This is a genomic window from Allobosea sp. P1_A7 (genome assembly GCF_056406775.1).
In genome coordinates this window covers 40667-56806 of sequence record NZ_JBFTZN010000021.1, presented here as the reverse complement: position 1 = coordinate 56806, position 16140 = coordinate 40667, and the positions used below count along the sequence as shown (strand labels likewise).

The 16140-nt window shown below is 65.8% G+C and carries 14 protein-coding genes; 5 read left to right on the top strand and 9 right to left on the bottom strand.

The window, feature by feature from the left end; all coding sequences use genetic code 11:
- Together AC1D34_RS05940 and AC1D34_RS05935 are read right to left on the bottom strand one after the other, a co-directional pair.
- On the bottom strand, window positions 1-382 hold a 382-nt coding region (locus tag AC1D34_RS05940; RefSeq protein WP_476823733.1), incomplete at its 3' end, for a DUF1989 domain-containing protein.
- The gene (locus AC1D34_RS05935; RefSeq protein ID WP_441504650.1) at window positions 379-546 is read right to left on the bottom strand and encodes a hypothetical protein; all 168 of its coding nucleotides are present in this window, start codon (window positions 544-546) and stop codon (window positions 379-381) included. The genes AC1D34_RS05935 and AC1D34_RS05940, both read right to left, overlap by 4 nt.
- A 169-nt stretch (window positions 547-715) precedes the next feature.
- On the opposite strand from AC1D34_RS05935, the gene AC1D34_RS05930 reads away from it, so the two are divergent.
- Both AC1D34_RS05930 and AC1D34_RS05925 read left to right on the top strand, forming a co-directional pair.
- Window positions 716-2302: an ABC transporter substrate-binding protein gene (locus AC1D34_RS05930; protein WP_441504651.1), complete on the top strand. Its 1587-nt coding sequence runs from the start codon at window positions 716-718 to the stop codon at window positions 2300-2302.
- 318 nt (window positions 2303-2620) lie between these two features.
- A complete protein-coding gene (locus tag AC1D34_RS05925) occupies window positions 2621-4972 on the top strand; it encodes a xanthine dehydrogenase family protein molybdopterin-binding subunit (protein WP_441504652.1) in 2352 nt (783 codons plus the stop codon).
- A gap of 116 nt (window positions 4973-5088) precedes the next feature.
- Here AC1D34_RS05925 and AC1D34_RS05920 read toward each other — a convergent pair whose 3' ends face one another.
- The gene (locus AC1D34_RS05920) at window positions 5089-5982 is read right to left on the bottom strand and encodes an AraC-like ligand-binding domain-containing protein (RefSeq protein WP_476823732.1); all 894 of its coding nucleotides are present in this window, start codon (window positions 5980-5982) and stop codon (window positions 5089-5091) included.
- Window positions 5983-6361: 379 nt separating this feature from the next.
- Here AC1D34_RS05920 and AC1D34_RS05915 point away from each other — a divergent pair, with 379 nt between their 5' ends.
- The 3 genes from AC1D34_RS05915 to AC1D34_RS05905 all read left to right on the top strand — a co-directional run bounded on the left by AC1D34_RS05915 (window position 6362) and on the right by AC1D34_RS05905 (window position 11180).
- A complete protein-coding gene (locus AC1D34_RS05915) occupies window positions 6362-9055 on the top strand; it encodes an autotransporter family protein (protein WP_476823731.1) in 2694 nt (897 codons plus the stop codon).
- Window positions 9056-9093: 38 nt separating this feature from the next.
- Window positions 9094-10224: a linear amide C-N hydrolase gene (locus tag AC1D34_RS05910; protein WP_441504655.1), complete on the top strand. Its 1131-nt coding sequence runs from the start codon at window positions 9094-9096 to the stop codon at window positions 10222-10224.
- 167 nt (window positions 10225-10391) lie between these two features.
- Window positions 10392-11180: a hypothetical protein gene (locus AC1D34_RS05905; protein ID WP_476823730.1), complete on the top strand. Its 789-nt coding sequence runs from the start codon at window positions 10392-10394 to the stop codon at window positions 11178-11180.
- Between the two features lie 23 nt (window positions 11181-11203).
- Here the strand turns inward: AC1D34_RS05905 and AC1D34_RS05900 are convergent, their stop codons facing one another.
- From AC1D34_RS05900 to AC1D34_RS05875, 6 genes are all read right to left on the bottom strand, one after another.
- Complete coding sequence (locus tag AC1D34_RS05900) at window positions 11204-12049, bottom strand: inositol monophosphatase family protein (protein ID WP_441504657.1); 846 nt, start codon at window positions 12047-12049, stop codon at window positions 11204-11206.
- 96 nt (window positions 12050-12145) lie between these two features.
- Complete coding sequence (locus tag AC1D34_RS05895; protein WP_441504658.1) at window positions 12146-12949, bottom strand: inositol monophosphatase family protein; 804 nt, start codon at window positions 12947-12949, stop codon at window positions 12146-12148.
- Window positions 12939-13667, bottom strand: coding sequence for an ABC transporter permease (locus tag AC1D34_RS05890; protein WP_441504659.1), 729 nt, complete (start codon window positions 13665-13667; stop codon window positions 12939-12941). Before AC1D34_RS05890 ends, AC1D34_RS05895 begins: the two co-directional genes overlap by 11 nt.
- Window positions 13668-13669: 2 nt before the next feature.
- The gene (locus tag AC1D34_RS05885; protein ID WP_441504660.1) at window positions 13670-14368 is read right to left on the bottom strand and encodes an ABC transporter permease; all 699 of its coding nucleotides are present in this window, start codon (window positions 14366-14368) and stop codon (window positions 13670-13672) included.
- Window positions 14369-14456: 88 nt separating this feature from the next.
- A complete protein-coding gene (locus AC1D34_RS05880; protein WP_441504661.1) occupies window positions 14457-15254 on the bottom strand; it encodes a transporter substrate-binding domain-containing protein in 798 nt (265 codons plus the stop codon).
- An 11-nt stretch (window positions 15255-15265) separates the two neighbouring features.
- Entirely contained in the window at window positions 15266-16042 is a 777-nt protein-coding gene (locus AC1D34_RS05875) for an ABC transporter ATP-binding protein (protein ID WP_441504662.1), read from the bottom strand.
- Window positions 16043-16140 lie beyond the last annotated feature (98 nt).

Here is a 16140-nt window from a genome sequence, read left to right as displayed (position 1 = left end):
GCCCGTATTCGCGTTGCGCTTCGGCCTGGATGTCGTGGCAGTTGGTGTGCCGTGCGAAGCCATAGGCGCTCTCATAGAGATAGGCGCTGCAACGCGGGAAGAGCACATCGTTCCGGCCGTAGGTATCTTCAAAAATATAGAGCATCGCCCGCTCGCGCGGCGGCGCCGACCAGAGGAACGTGCCCTTGCTGGGATTGAAGCCGTGCACCGTGCGCGTGCGCCCGCAATGCATGAATTCCTTGTAATCATGAAGATTGAAGCAGTTGAAGTCGACGCATTGCTGCCCCTCGATCTGCTGGATACGCAGAATCTGGCCCGCCCTGACTTCGATGGCCTTCCCGGTACCGGGCTCGAGCCGGATCCTGGCGACTTCCGTCCTCATTGCCGTGCGCTCCCGCCATTCGTCGTCGCCTGCTTCGCCGCAGCCTCGCGCAGCGCGAGTTGTACGAGCGCCTGCACATCGCGCTCCCCGGTCGCTGCGATCGCGCGCCCGAGTAACTCGATCTGCTGCTGATTGAGCTGAAGAACCACGCGACGGGTTGTCATTTGTGCCTACCGTTTTTGCCTCGCCACCGTGACGCTAGCACAGGATTGCATACAGTCACCCCTAAAAACACGCCACAATCCATAAAGGCTATTGCATGCAAAAACAGAACAATATCGTATGCATTTATTGTCGACAGTGCGATCCCGCACGACAATGGTGGAGGGATGGATGGGCCGTTTGCTTTCGATGGTGATGGCAGCCGCTTTCGCGGCGGGCGTCGGACATGCCGGAATGGGAGGCGCCGAAGCGCAGACTCTCAAATGGGGGTCGCCCCGCGAGATCGGCTCGCTGGACCCCTACTCCTACGGAGATACTTACGCCCTGTCGGTGCTAAACCATGTCTATGAGGGGCTGGTTCGCTACAGCGGCAAGCAGGAAATCGAACCCGCCCTCGCCACCGCCTGGACCGTCGCCTCGCCGACGCTCTGGCGCTTCACTTTGCGCCCCGGCGTCACCTTCCACGACGGCGCCCCCTTCAGCGCTGACGACGTTATCGCATCGCTGGAGCGGATCACGCATCCGACCTCGCCCATGCGGGGAGAGCTGCACGGCTACAAGAGCGCCCGAAAGGTCAACGACTCCGTCATCGAGATCGAGCTCGACAGCCCCAATCCGCTGCTTCTGAACGACCTGACCAATGTCCACATCTTCAACAAGGCGTGGCTGGTCGCGAATAACAGCCTTCTGCCCACCGATGCCGGCAAGGGCGTCGAGGGTTTCGCCACAAACAACACGAACGGCACCGGCCCGTTCAAGGTCGTCTCGCGGCGACGGGACACCCAGACAGTCTTCGTCAGGAACACTGGCTGGTGGGACAAGCCCGTCCATAATCTGGAGCGCATCGAATTCGTGCCGATTACGTCGGCGGCGACCCGCGTCGCGGCCATGCTGTCGGGCGAGATCGATTTCACAAACTCCGCTCCGCTCCAGGACCTGAGCCGTCTCGCGGCCTCGCCGGATATCAAGGTCCTGCAGGCGAACGAGGTGCGCTCGACATTCTTCGGGTTCAACTGGCGACAGCGGCTCGTGGAAAGCGATGTGCAGGACAAGAATCCGCTGCGCGACATCCGCGTCCGCGAAGCCATGTATCGCGGCATCGACGTCGCCGCGATCCAGTCGCGCGCCATGCGTGGCCTGTCTCGCACCACCGGCGCCCTTGTCGCGCCATCGATCCCGGGCTTCACGCCCGAGCTCGACCAGCGCCTGCCCTTCGACGCCGCCGAAGCACGCCGGCTTCTGACCGAGGCCGGGTATCCCAACGGCTTCTCCTTTCTGATGAACTGCGCCAGTGACGCACTCATCAACGAGGAGGAATTCTGCCAGGCCGTCGCCTCGATGTGGTCCCGCATCGGCCTGCGGCCCAATCTCAGCATCGCCCCGCGCAGCCAGCAGACGCCGAAGCGGGTTCGCGGCGAGTTCGACGTCGTCGCCTTCGGCTGGGCCAATGAGCCCACCCTGGATTCGTCCTCGCTGTTGACACAGGTGATCCACAAGAAGGACGCCGCGGCCGGCGTCTTCAACTGGGGCGAATGGGGCGATGACAGGATCGACGCCCTGAACGCCCAGGCCGCCGTCGAGAACGACGCCGCCAAGCGCACCGCCATGCTGACCGCGGCGATGAAAATCGCCAAGGATCAGCACATGTTCCTGCCAATGCATCAGCAACCCATGGCCTGGGCCGCCCGGTCGCGGATCACGTCCCTGGTGCAGAACTCGGACAACAAGCCGCGGATGTGGCTCACCGTCGTGAAGTAGAACCCGGCCCCGGTCAGCCCCGTGGCCTATCCGCCCGCACGCTGCTTCGCCATGATGCGCCGCGATCCCGATCGCGGCGCATCTCTTGTTCCAGGCCTACGCCGAGCCAGATAGAGCGGCCGTGCCCCTCCCAGGGTTCAGCGCCACCCCTTCGGATGGCGCCCAGAACCAGAACCTCCCTCCGGGCGGCTGACTTTTCGGAATGCGCCGCCTGCGGATAGCGCCTATGCGACATCTGCAGGACAGGCGCCGCCATTTTGGGTCAGTCTAGCGACGTTGCCTGCCGGTCGGCTCGCACGTTACTCACGGTGCCTCCTGATGAATAAGCACACGCCCTCAGCGGAGCTTTCGACGATGCCATTCGAGGTCGGCCAGCCCGTCCCGCGCAACGAGGACCCCGTGCTCGTGCGCGGCGAGGGCCGCTATACCGATGACGTCTCGCTGGAGGGGCAGCTCTACGCGGCCTTCGTCCGCAGCCCGCACGCGCATGGCGTCCTGCGCGGCATCGATATCTCGCAGGCCGAAGCCATGAAGGGCGTCGTCGCGATCTATCGGGGGGAGGATCTCGCGGGCCAAGGCTACGGCTTGCTGAAATGCGTTGTCGAGCATCCCAATCGGGACGGCAGCCCGATCAGGAAGCCCGCCCGCAACGCCCTGGCGACCGACAAGGTCCGCTTTGTCGGCGATCCCATCGCGATGGTCGTGGCTCGCACGGCCGTCCAGGCGCGCGATGCGGCCGAGGCCGTGCTGCTCGATATCGAGATCCTGCCCGCGGTCACGGCCAACGAGGATGCCCTCAAGCCGGACGCGCCGCAACTCTATGACGACGTCCCCGGCAATGTGGTCCTCGACTATCATTTCGGCGATGCCAGCAAGGTCGCGGCCGCTTTTGCCAGCGCCGCCCATGTCACGAAGCTGCGCATCGTCAACAGCCGCATCGTGGTGAACCCGATCGAGCCGCGTGCGGCGGTCGGAACCTATGACCGCAAGACCGGCCGCTACACGCTGCATGCGCCGAGCCAGGGCGCGTTCGGGATGCGCAACAACCTGGCCGCGGCAATGGGCGTGCCGGCGGAACGGATGCGGCTGCTCACCGGCCATGTCGGCGGCTCCTTCGGGATGAAATCCTCGGTCTTCCCCGAATATGTCGTGCTGCTGCACGCGGCCCGCCTGCTGAAGAAGCCGGTGAAATGGACCGATCAGCGCTCCGAGAGTTTTGTCTCGGACTATCATGGCCGCGACATGGTCTTCGAGGCCGAGCTGGCGCTCGACGCGCGCGGCCGGTTCCTGGCGACGCGCTTCAGCGGCATCGGCAATATGGGCGGCTATCTCTCGCCTGTCGGGCCGATGATGGCGACGACGAATATCGGCAAGAACAGCATCGGCATGTACCGCACGCCGCTCGTCGAGGTGCAGACCAAATGCGTCGTCACCAACACGGCACCGATCGGCGCCTATCGCGGCGCCGGGCGCCCCGAAGGCAATTACTTCATGGAGCGGCTGATCGATGCGGCCGCCGTGGAAATGGGGATCGACAAGACCGTCCTGCGGCGGCGCAACCTCGTCGCTCCGCAGCAACTGCCCTGGGCGACGCCGGTCGGGACGCTGTATGACAGCGGCGATTTCCCGGCCCTGTTCGCAGAAGCGCTCAAGGCGGCCGACTGGAAGGGCTACGGGGCGCGGCAGCGCCAGAGCCGGAAGGCCGGCAAGCTCCGCGGCCGCGGCATCGGCTGCTATCTCGAGGTCACCGCGCCGCCAAGCAATGAAATGGCCGGCCTCCATTTCGAAGCCGATGGCAGCGTGACCATCGTCACCGGCACGCTCGATTACGGACAGGGCCACTGGACGCCCTTCGCCCAGGTGCTGACGAGCAAGCTCGGCGTGCCCTTCGACAAGATCCGACTCGTCCAGGGCGACAGCGACCGGCTGATCGCGGGCGGCGGCACCGGCGGCTCCAAATCGATCATGGCGAGCGGGTCGGCCATCATGGAAGCGGGCGATCGCGTCATCGAGAAGGGCAAGCTCCTGGCCGCCCATTTTCTGGAAGCCGGCGTCGCCGATCTCGAGTTTGGCCGTGGCCGGTTCACGATCGCCGGGACCGACCGCGCGATCGGTATCATGGAGCTCGCGGAACGGGTGCGCATGACCCCCGACCTGCCCAAGGAGCTGCCCCGGAGCCTGGATGTCGATCATGTCTTCAAGTCGGCGCCATCGGCCTATCCCAATGGCTGTCATGTCGCCGAGGTCGAGATCGATCCTGAGACCGGGGAGGTCGCGGTGGTCAGCTATGTCATGGTCAATGATTTCGGCACGATCGTGAACCCGTTGATCGTCGCGGGGCAGCTGCATGGCGGCGTCGCGCAGGGCATCGGCCAGGCGCTCTACGAGATGACCGCCTATGACGAGGCCGGCCAGCTCATGACGGGGTCCTATATGGACTACGCGATGCCGCGCGCTGCCGACCTGCCCTTCTTCTCATTCGCCAGTCAGGGCAGCCCGACCGCGACCAATCCCGTCGGCGCGAAAGGCTGCGGCGAGGCCGGCTGCGCGGGCTCGCTGCCCTCGGTGATGAACGCGCTCGTCGATGCGCTCTCGCCCTATGGCGTGCGGCATGTCGACATGCCGGCGACGCCACAGGCGATCTGGCGGATGATTCACGGGGGGAAGTGAGAGATCATTTCGGCAGGGGGCCCGCCCCGAGCTGCTGCGCATATTGGTCGAAATGAACCTGCACATGCTGGAGGCGCTGATCGGCGAAGGGGCGTGCGGCTGCCGCGTCACGGGCTTCACCCGGGGCCATTCCGAAGCGCGCGCGGAAGGCGCGGTGAAACTGTGGCCAACTCGCGGAACGAGGCGTCGAGCCGCTTCTCGCGGATGATCGTGGCGACACCGCCATCGCCGGCAAACATCCGGTAGAGATGCGCGCGCGAGACCCGGAAGCGGGAAGTCAGCACGGCCGGGTTGAGGCCGGGATCCGACAGATTGGCCTCGATGAACGCCAGGATGCGCTGACGCAGGACGTTTCCCAGCACGGGGTCCTGAAGAGCGATCCCCGGCGCGTGACGAGCGAGGCCCGAGGCGATGAGGAAGATCGCCGATTCCTCGATCGCCCGCAGGTCGTCGTCGCTCATCACGGGCGAGACATGGGACAGGCTGACGATGAAGTCGCTCAGGAGGCGCGTGATCGGATCTCCGGTCCTGAGCACCAGGCCATGCAGGTTGCGCCCCCCCGCCACCCGGTCGACCCGCTCCCGCGGCAGGACCAGCGACAGCGTGGAGCCGGTCCGGACCCTGCTCCTGAAGGTCCGGGCGAGGTCGAAGACGCAGATATCGCCAGGGCCGACCGATATCGCCTCCCCCTCGCAATCGGCCTCGAGTGTGCCGGCGACGAAGAGCTGGACGAAGTACTGATCCAGCCCGCCCTGCAGGATGGTGCGCCGGTCCCGGCTGTATTGCTGCTGGTTGAAGCTGGTCGGACCGATCAGCAGTGCGCCCAGCGCCCGCGAGCGGATCGAGCCCTCAAGCACAGCTCCGCGATCGTCGGGATGCGCCGTCGTCTCGAAGAACGGGCGGGAGATCTCGCGCCAGAGATCGCTGCGCAGGTCAGGCTCGACCATGTCGGTCGACAGGACGAGCTCTTCCGCCGCCACCGGAGCAGTCGCCCCCCGGGCCTGCCGCATCGCTCGCTCTCCCCCGCCAAGATCGGAACTTGCCCCGCACGTTCGGAACCTGCCCGATCACTCCTAGGGTGATTTGCCTGGTGGAACCAATGCCGCCGACGCAGGGGCATAGGCCGTCCCAGGACGAGACGACGTCCGGACGATTGAGACGCAGCGTCATCACAAATGAGACGCAGCGCTACAGGCGGGCGCTCGCGAATATGCGATCCTGGCAGCGCGGCGGCACTGCTGGGGGGCATGTTGCGCAGCCTTGCGGCTGCGTGCGCCGCCTTCGGCACCTGACAGCAACGCCCCCGACATCACAGCGCTCCGGGGGATGAGGCCCCCGGCTTCGGAGTGGCCTATGCCTATCGAATTGACCATCCAGCCATCGGGAATCATGTCTGGACRTTCCGCATTGCCGGGGCTCAAGCGGAGTGCCAGCGCAACGGCGATCATTCTCGCGCTGACGGCGGCCTCGGCGGCTTCGGCAGCGGATTATCACTACGTTGCGTCCAGCGACGCCCTGTGGGGTCAGTTTGGAGGCACCCAGTGGGGCGTCGGCATACCAGGCCCCAACGACCGGGCGATCTTCGACCTGGCGGGAACCGGATCCACCTACACCTGGGGCAGCGCACGCAGTGTCGGACAGATCGTGTTCCTGGCTCCCTATACCGGGTTTGGCTTCGTCAATACCCCAGTGTCGACGAACGGTCTCGTCAGTATCGGCGGTATCGACGGGCTGGGCGTGGTCAGCCAGGTCAATCAGGCGATCACGCTCAGCGAGAGGATTACGCTGACAGGCAGCCAGGAATGGCGGATCGACAGCCAGAGCGGCAGCATCAGCCAGCTTTCCAAATCCGGGGCGGCCGCCCTCAATCTCGGCGCGCAGACCCTGACGCTGAACCCGGTGCAGAGCGGCAATRCCTTCTACCTGAACAACCCGATCTCCGGCACGGGCGGCCTCGTCGTGACCGGCGCCGGCACGGTCTATCTCATCGCAGCCAACACCTATTCTGGCGGGACGGTCCTCAACGGCGGCACGCTGTCGATGTCCTCGGACGCCAATCTCGGCAGTGTCGCGGGAGCACTGTCCATCAATGGTGGCGTGCTGCAGATCACCGGCACCGGCTTCAACAGCACCGGGCGCACCATCAACTGGGGCGCCAATGGCGGCGGCTTCGACATCGCCGATGCCAGCAACAATTTTGCCGTCGGCCAGGCGCTCGGTGGCGGGCCACTCACCAAGCTCGGGGCCGGCTCGCTGACGCTGACCGGAGCCAACAGCTTTACGGGCGCGACGACGATCCAGTCGGGCAGGCTCGCCCTCACCGGTGCGGGCAGCATCGCCGCGTCCAGCGGCGTGCGCAACAACGGCGTGTTCGACATCTCCGGAACCGCGGCCGGCGCCTCGATCAGGACGCTTTCGGGCAGCGGCGTGGTCGCGACCGGGGCGCAGACTCTGACCCTGACCGCCGCCGCCGACACGTTCGCCGGCCGCTTCGAGGGAACGGGAGCGCTGGTTCTCGCCGCTGGCCACGCAAACCTCACGGGCGACAGCTCGGGCTTCGGCGGCGCCACCACGATCCAGGCAGGCGCGCTCTCGGTGAATGGCATCCTCGGCGGCACGCTGGCGGTGCAGGGCGGCCGGCTGCAGGGCATCGGCACGGTCGGCACCACGATGAACGCAGCCGGCGGCACGATCGCGCCCGGTAACTCGATCGGCACGCTGACCATCAATGGCAATTATCGCGGCAATGGCGGCAGGCTCGAGATCGAGACGGTGCTCGGCGGCGATGCCTCGCCTTCCGACCGGCTGGTCATCACCGGCAGCAGCGCCGGATCGACGCTGGTCAACGTGCTGAACCAGGGCGGGACTGGCGCACCGACCGTCGAGGGCATCAAGATCGTCGATGTCGGCGGCGCCTCGAATGGCAGCTTCACCCTCGCCAATGGCGACTATGCCTTCCAGGGGCAGCCCGCCCTGATTGCAGGCGCCTACGCCTATACGCTGCAGCACAACGGCGTCAGCACGCCCAACGACGGCGATTGGTATCTGCGCTCGGCCTATGTCCCGCCGGCAGCCGCGGCGGCGCCAGTCGGCAGCCCGGCGCGCACCGTGCCGATCCTGCAGCCCGGCGTGCCGGTCTACGAGGCCTATGGCCAGGTGCTGCAAAGCCTGAACGGCCTGCCGACGCTGCGCCAGCGCGTCGGCGACCGCATGCATGGCGACGGCACGGCCCCGGCGGGTACGCCCGAGAGCCAGGCGATCTGGGCCCGGATCGAGGGCGCCCATAGCCGGATCACGCCCAGGCTCTCGACCAGCGGCACCTCCTACGAGATCGACAGCTGGCGGCTCCAGGCCGGGCTCGAGGGACAGCTTCTGGCGAACGGCGCCGGCACGCTGGTCGGCGGCCTGACCGCGCATCACGGCGGGGCCACGGCCGATATCGCCTCGGTCTTCGGCCGCGGCAAGATTGCGACCAGCGGCACCGGCTTTGGCGGCACGCTGACCTGGTATGGCGAGAGCGGGCTCTATGCCGATGCCCAGGCCCAGGCGAGCTGGTTCGACAGCGATCTCAGCTCGACCACGCTCGGGCGCCGGCTCGCCGACGGCACGGGCGGGTTCGGCTATGCCTTCGGCCTGGAGCTCGGCCAGCGGATCGCGCTGAACGGCGCCTGGTCGCTGACGCCGCAGGCGCAACTGATCTATTCCAGGGTCACTGGCGACAGCTTTACCGATCCGTTCGGCGCCCGCGTCTCGCTCGGGGATGGCGACAGCCTGAAGGGCCGCCTCGGGCTCGCGGCGGACTATCGCAGCATCTGGCGCGACAGCGCCGGACAGCTCGTCAGCACCACGCTCTACGGCATCGCCAACCTCTCCTACGAGTTCCTCGACGACACCACGGCCAGCGTCGCCGGCACGCGCTTCAGCAGCGCCGAGGAGCGGCTCTGGGGCGGGGTCGGCCTCGGCGCGAAATATGATTGGGGCCGCTACTCGCTCTATGGCGAAGCCTCCGTCAGGACGAGCCTCGCCCAGTTCGCCGACAGCCACGAACTCAGCGGACGCGCCGGCTTCCGCATGAGCTGGTGAGCCCTCCCCTGAACTAAACGAACCCGAGAGGAGGACCCATGCGTCTTCGTGCATCGTCCCCATGGCACCACGCCAAGCGCGCCGCAGCCGCCACACTGGTCGCGGCGATGCTGGCGACACCCCAGTCCGTGCTCGCCTGCACGAGCTTCCTGATCCGGACGACCGATGACGGCGCCGTCTATGGCCGCACCATGGAGTTCGGGTTCGAGCTCGAGTCGCGCGCGATGGTGATCCCGCGCAACTACAAGCTGGCTTCGACCGGGCCGGGCGGAAAACCGGCGATGAGCTGGACCGGCAAATATGCGGCCGTCGGGCTCAATGCGCTCGGCGTCTCCGCCCTGGTCGACGGCATGAACGAGAAGGGCCTCTCCGGCGGCATTCTCTATTTCCCGGATTATGCCGGCTACGCCGACCCGGCGAAGACCGACCCGGCCAAATCCCTCGCGCCATGGGACCTGCTCACCTGGGCTCTGACCAGTTTCGCGACGGTCGCAGAGGTCAAGGCGGCGATCGGCGACGTCGCCGTCATCCATGTCGTGCAGGAGGCGATGAAGATCGCGCCGCCAGTGCATTACACCTTGCACGATGCCTCCGGGGCCTCGCTGGTGATCGAGCCGGTCGATGGCAAGCTCAAGGTCTATGACAACCCGCTCGGCGTGATGACCAACGCGCCATCCTTCGACTGGCACCTCACCAATCTCAGGAATTATGTGAAGCTGTCGCCCGTCAACGCGCCGCCGCTGAAGGTCGGCGAGCAGTCCTTCGCGCCGCTCGGCCAGGGCTCGGGCATGCTCGGCATTCCCGGAGATCCGACGCCGCCATCGCGTTTCCTGCGGGCGCTCGGCTATACGATGTCCGTCGAACGCAAGCCGAGCGGCCCGGAAAGCGTCCGGCTGGCAGAGCATATCGTCAATAATTTCGATATTCCGAAGGGCTGGATCAGGCTGCAAGACAAGGGCCAGGGAGACAAGCCCAGGGAGCCGCTGGAATACACGCAATGGTCGACGGTGGCCGACCTCGTGAACCGGGTCTACTACGTCAAGACCTATGAGGATCCGGTCCTGCGCGGCATCGACCTGAAGAGCTTCGACCTCGACGCCAAGACGATCGTCAGCGCGGCGCTGGTGCCGGCGATGACGCCTCCCGCCCTGCCTTTCGCCAAACCCTGATCAGTGATCGCGTCCAGCCAGACGCCGGCGGCCATGGCCGTCCGGCCGCCTTGCCGCGGCGCACAGCCTTCATCCGCATCTCATCGATATCGCCAGGGCCGGGGGGCCACAGCACCATGACGTCAGCGACATCCGGCAAGCGGCATCGCTCCCGCCGGACCAGAGCCATGATCGGCGCGGCCGCCCTGCTTGCGGCGGCGGCGCCTGCTGCGGCAGCCGATCTCACCCCTGTCCGCATCGCGCAGGCAGGCGCCCCCCTCGCCCAGAGCGACTGGTCGGTCACCCTCAGCCCCTATCTCTGGGCGGCCTCGCTCAACGGGGATGCGGCCGTGCTCGGGATACACCGGCATGTCGACGTCCCGTTCCGCGACACCCTGAAGAATCTCGACCTCGGGCTGATGGGCAATCTCGAGATCCGCCGCGGCGCCTTCGGCGCCTATGTCAATGGCGAGTATGTCGATGTCTCCAGCGACGAAARGATTGCCTCCCTCAACATCGGCACCGGCATGAAGTCCTATCTGGTCAGCGCCGGCGTGTTCTACCGCGTCTATCAGTCCGAACTCGGCGGCAATACCGTGTTCGGCGCACCCCGCGTCTTTGCACTGGAACCGACGGCGGGCGCCCGCTGGACGCGCCTGACGGGCCGCATCCGGGTCGCCGGGCTGCATGTTTCCGACAGCGAGAGCTGGCTCGACCCCTTCGTGGGGGCGAGGCTGAATCTCGACCTGACCGACCGCTGGAACCTCTTCATGGAAGGCGATGCCGGCGGCTTCGGCGTCGGCTCGCGGCTGAGCCTCAACGGACAGGCGCTTCTCGGCTACCGCACCACGCTGGCGGGCTACAAGACCATGGTTCGCACCGGCTACCGCGTCCTGCACCAGGACTACCGGGATGGCGGCTTCCAGTGGAAGGTCACTCAGCACGGGCCGATCATCGGTGCGTCGATCGAGTTCTGAGGCCCCAAGGACCGCCAAGCACGCTATCGCGGGCGGGCCTCGCAAATAGCGTTCGTGGCAGAGGCGGTCCGGAAGATGTCGATGAAGAGGCTGTGAAACTGGCGCGGGGCGACGACAAGGCTGCGGCAGTGCAGCGGGTCGCCCTCGCCATCGATTTCCGTCGCGATGCAGCCGGCTTCGCGGGCGATGATCACGCCCGCAGCGAGGTCCCAGAGATCGAGCTTGGCGCCCGAGGTCCAGAACCCGTCGAAGCGCCCTTCTGCGACGTAGGCGATCTCGAGGGCGGCGGAGCCCGGACTCCTGATCCCTGAAACCTGCGGCATGATGGCTGCCATTTCACGCGCGGCTTTTTCCGTGTCGCCCTTGCCATGATAGGGGAAACAGGTGCCGACGACGGCATGGGCGAGCGAGTTGCGCTTCGAGCCCGTGAGGCGCTGGTCGCCGAGAAAGGCGCCCTCTCCTTTCGCGGCCCAGAACATGTCGTGGCTGAGCGGATGATAGGTGACGCCCGCTGTCACCTCGTCGCCCTCCATCAGGGCGAGCGACACGGAAAACTGCGGGATGCCGTGCAGGAAGTTGTTGGTGCCGTCGAGGGGATCGATGACGATCCTGCGACCGTCACTGGCGCCTGGGGATGCGCCGCTCTCTTCGCCGAGCACCGCGATATCGGGCAGCGTGTCCCCGAGATGCGCGATGATCAGCCGTTCGGATTCGATATCCGCGGCAGAGACGAAATCCGACGGCCCCTTCTCCAGGATCGGCAGGGCGGCGAGGCGGGCGAAATTCCCGGCGAGCGATGCGCCGCCGATCCGGGCAGCCTCCTTCATGCACTCGACGATATGGCTCCTGGAACGCGTGCGGTCATGCATGGCGAAGTCTCGACTGGGGATTGTGAGTGCTGCGCCCGGTGCGGCTGCGTGAGCCCTGGCCGAACACAGGTTTGGAATGCGGCATCGCTCGCTGTGTCAGGCGGCCGGCAGGGTTCGGTGCGAGGGTGCGATCCGGCCCAACGCGGCTGCGTGCAGGGCGGAGTTTGCCGCGGCCAGACAATGCCCGCCCGAGCGGATCGTCAGCGGCGCGCCGTCCCAATCCGTCATGACGCCGCCGGCATGGGTGATCACGGCGACATGGGCGAGGTAGTCATGCGGATTCTCGAAGCGGTCGATGGCGATGTCGATCGCCCCGGAGGCCAGCCGTCCATAGGAATAGCAACTGCCGCCATAGACGCACCAATGGACGGAGGAGCGCAGGGCCTTGAAGGTCGGCAGGCTGTCCTCGTCATAGAGTTCGATATTGCTCGTCGACATCACCGCTTCCGACAGGAGGCGCCGGCCCGAGGTCGTGACGCGCGCGCCGTTCAGCGTCGTCGGAAAGCCCTCCGCGCCGACCCAGCGTTCCCGTGTCATCGGCTGGTCGATGACACCGAGGATCGGGACGCCACGATGGGTCAGAGCGACGAGCGTGCCGAAGACCGGGATGCCGGCGACGAAGGCCTTGGTTCCGTCGATCGGGTCGATGACCCAGACAAAATCCTCGTCCATTCCCTGCGAACCGAACTCCTCGCCGAGGATGCCATGGCCGGGATAGGCCGCTTCGATGCGGCGGCGGATCTCGGTCTCGGCGCGCCGGTCGATCTCGGTGACGGGGCTGTCGTCGCCCTTGGGGATGAAGGCGTTGTTGTGCCTTGCCGCCTCGCGGATGATCTCGCCGCTCGCCTCGACCAGCTCCTGGGCGAAGGCAATGAAATTCCTGATGTCGCTAGTCGGCATGTCTGACCTGTCCGGGGATCGCTGCGCGGCTCTTGAGCGGGCGCTGGTGCTTGCTGAGGCTGTATTCGGCGAATTTGAAGCAACGCGTGATGACGAGCGTGATCGAGAGATAGATCAGCGCAGCCATGATGAAGATCTCATAGGGCGAGAACGTATCGGCCACGATGGTATTGGCCACGCCGGTCAGCTCCATCAGCGTGATCGTGCTGGCAAGCGAGGTGCCCTTCAACATGCCGATAGCCTGGTTGCTATAGGCCGGCAGCATCAGCCGCAGCGCGATCGGCAGCACGATCAGCCGCTGGACCTGGAAGGCCGACATGCCGCAGGCGCGCGCCGCCTCGATCTCGCCGGCCGGCACGGCCTGGATCGCGCCGCGCAGGATATTCGCGGTATAGGCGGCGGAATGCAGGGCACAGGCCAGCAGGGCGCAGATGAAGGGCTTGCGCAGATACGGCCAGAGAAAGCTTTCGCGCACGAACTCGAACTGCGCGAGCCCGTAATAGACGATGAAGATCTGGACGAGCAGCGGCGTGCCGCGAAAGAAATAGACGAAGCAATAGATCGGCGCCCGTACCCCCCTGCTGCCATTCGCGTAGAGAATGCCGAGCGGCAGAGCGAGCACGAAGCCGATGATCTCGGTCAGCAGCAGAAGCTGCAGGGTGACGACCGCGCCTTCGAGCAGGCGCGGGATGCTCTCGATCATGAGCGAGATGTCCATGATCAGACCCTCCGCACGCCGCGGTTCGCGCGGGTCTCGAGACATTCGATGATGAGGGAATTGATGATGGTCAGCGTGAGATAGATGACCGCCGCGAGCAGGTAGAAATGGAACGGGCTGCGCGTCACCGAGGTGGCGAGATAGCTGACGCGCATCAACTCCTCGAGGCCGACGACCGAGATCAGCGAGGTGTTCTTGATCAGCGAGATCCAGATATTGCCGAGGCTCGGCAGGGCGTAGCGCCACATCAGCGGCATGCGGATATGGATGAACAGYGTCAGCGGCGACATGCCGAAGGCCTTCGCCGCCTCGATCTGACCCGGCGGGATGGCGAGAAAAGCGCCCCGGAAGATTTCGGCCGCATAGGCGCCGAAGACGAGGCTGAGCGCGAACACGCCGGCCGCCATCGCCGGGATCTCGACATAGACCTCCGGTCCCGCGATCCAGCGCAGCATCGCCGAGAGCGCAACCGTGCTGCCGAAATAGACCAGCAGGATGATGAGCAGTTCGGGCGTCCCGCGGACGCAGGTCGTGTAGAAATCACCCGCCGCGCGCAGGAACCGCGACGAGGAGAGCTTGGCGAGCGCAACCGCCAAGCCGATCGCGAGGCCCGCCAGCAGCGACAGGAACGCGACCTGGAGCGTGACCATCGTGCCCCAGAAGAGCTGCGTTCCCCAGCCCTGGAAGAGGTCTGCCGTCATGAATCGGTCCTGTCGGGGCGGAGGTCGCGCTGGGCCTTGTCAGCCGCGCGGGCGATGCCGGGCGGCGGCTAGCGCCGCCCGGAGAGCGTCACTGAGTCCAGACGCTGGGGAGCACCGTGAACTTCCAGTACTTCTGGTTGATCGCCTTGAAGGTCCCGTCGGCGAACATGCCCTTCAGCGCATTGTTGACCTTGTCGAGCAGTTCAGGCTCGTTTTTGCGCAGTCCGACGCCGACGCCGGGGCCGAAATATTTGATGTTCTCGAGTTCAGGGCCGATATACTTGAAGTTCTTGCCCTGGGCGTCCTCGAAGAAGCCCTCCATCTTGATCGGCCCGGCCATGATCAGGTCGACGCGGCCGGAGACGAGGTCGAGGAGCAGGGTCTCGTAGTTCTCGTAGCGCGAGATCTGCACGCCGGGGAACAGTTCGGTGAAATAGCGGTCATAGGTGCTGGAGCGGATCAGCCCGACGACCTTGCCGTCGAGGGCCTTGGGATTGGGCTGCCCCTCGGCGGTGACGGGCGCGAGCGTGGACGATTTCGGGCCAACGAACCGGCCGGTCGACGAGCGGTAGGGGATGCTGAAATCGATGCTCTTCTGGCGCGCTTCGGTGATCGAAAGGCTCGCGAGGATGAGATCGAATTTGCGCGCCGTCAGGGCCGGGAGCGCACCATCGAGCGACTGGCAGACGAATTTGAGGTCGAACCCTTCACGCTTGCCGATCTCACGGGCGATATCGACGTCAAAACCCGCCAGTTCGCCGCTGGCGGTGCGGTAGTTGAAGGGTGGATTGGTGCAGTCGGTGCCGATCTTCACCTCGCGGGCGAAGGCGGTGCCGGCCAGCAGCAGCGCTGCGCCCGACAGGAGGGCGAGAGCGGTCTTTCTCATGGTTCTTCTCCTCAAAGAACGCGCTGCAGAAAGCGCCTGCACCGTTCCGACATCGGGTTGCCGAAGATCTGATCGGGGCTGTTGCGCTCCTCGATCTTGCCCTCGTGAAGGAAGAGCACCTCGTTCGAGACCTCGCGGGCGAACGCCATTTCATGGGTCACGACGATCATGGTCCGCCCCTCCTCCGCGAGAACGCGCATGACGCGCAGCACCTCGCCGACGAGCTCGGGGTCGAGCGCCGAGGTCGGCTCGTCGAAGAGCAGCAGCTTGGGCTCCATCGCCAGGGCGCGGGCGATGGCGCAGCGCTGCTGCTGGCCGCCGGAAATATGAGCGGGGTAATGATAGCGCTTGTCGAACAGCCCGACCTTCGCCAGCAGCGCCTCGGCACGTTCGATCGCCTCGGCCTTCGCAACGCCCAGCACCTTGATCGGCGCGATCGTAACGTTCTCGAGCACGGTCAGGTGGCTCCACAGGTTGAAGCTCTGGAACACCATGCCCATCCGGCTGCGGATTCGGCTGATCTGCCTGGCGTTCAGCACCGGCGGGCGGTCTCCGCTGCGCTGGAGCTTGATCTCCTCGCCCTCGAAGGAGATCGTGCCGGATTCCGGGGTCTCCAGCAGATTGATGCAGCGCAGGAAGGTGCTTTTGCCCGAACCGCTGGCGCCGATCATGCAGATCACGTCCCGTTCGCGGGCCGCGAGGCTGACACCCTTGAGAACGGGAAAGTCGCCATAGCTCTTGTGGATGACGTCCGCGGTGAGGACGGTCTTCGCCTCCGGTCGAGACACGTGATCCTCCCCTTTGCATTGCTGGATCGGCTCTGTCCGACCTCGATTGGCAGGGACGGTATCGGCGGCTCCTGGCCGCCTCAAGTACCAATTTTTCC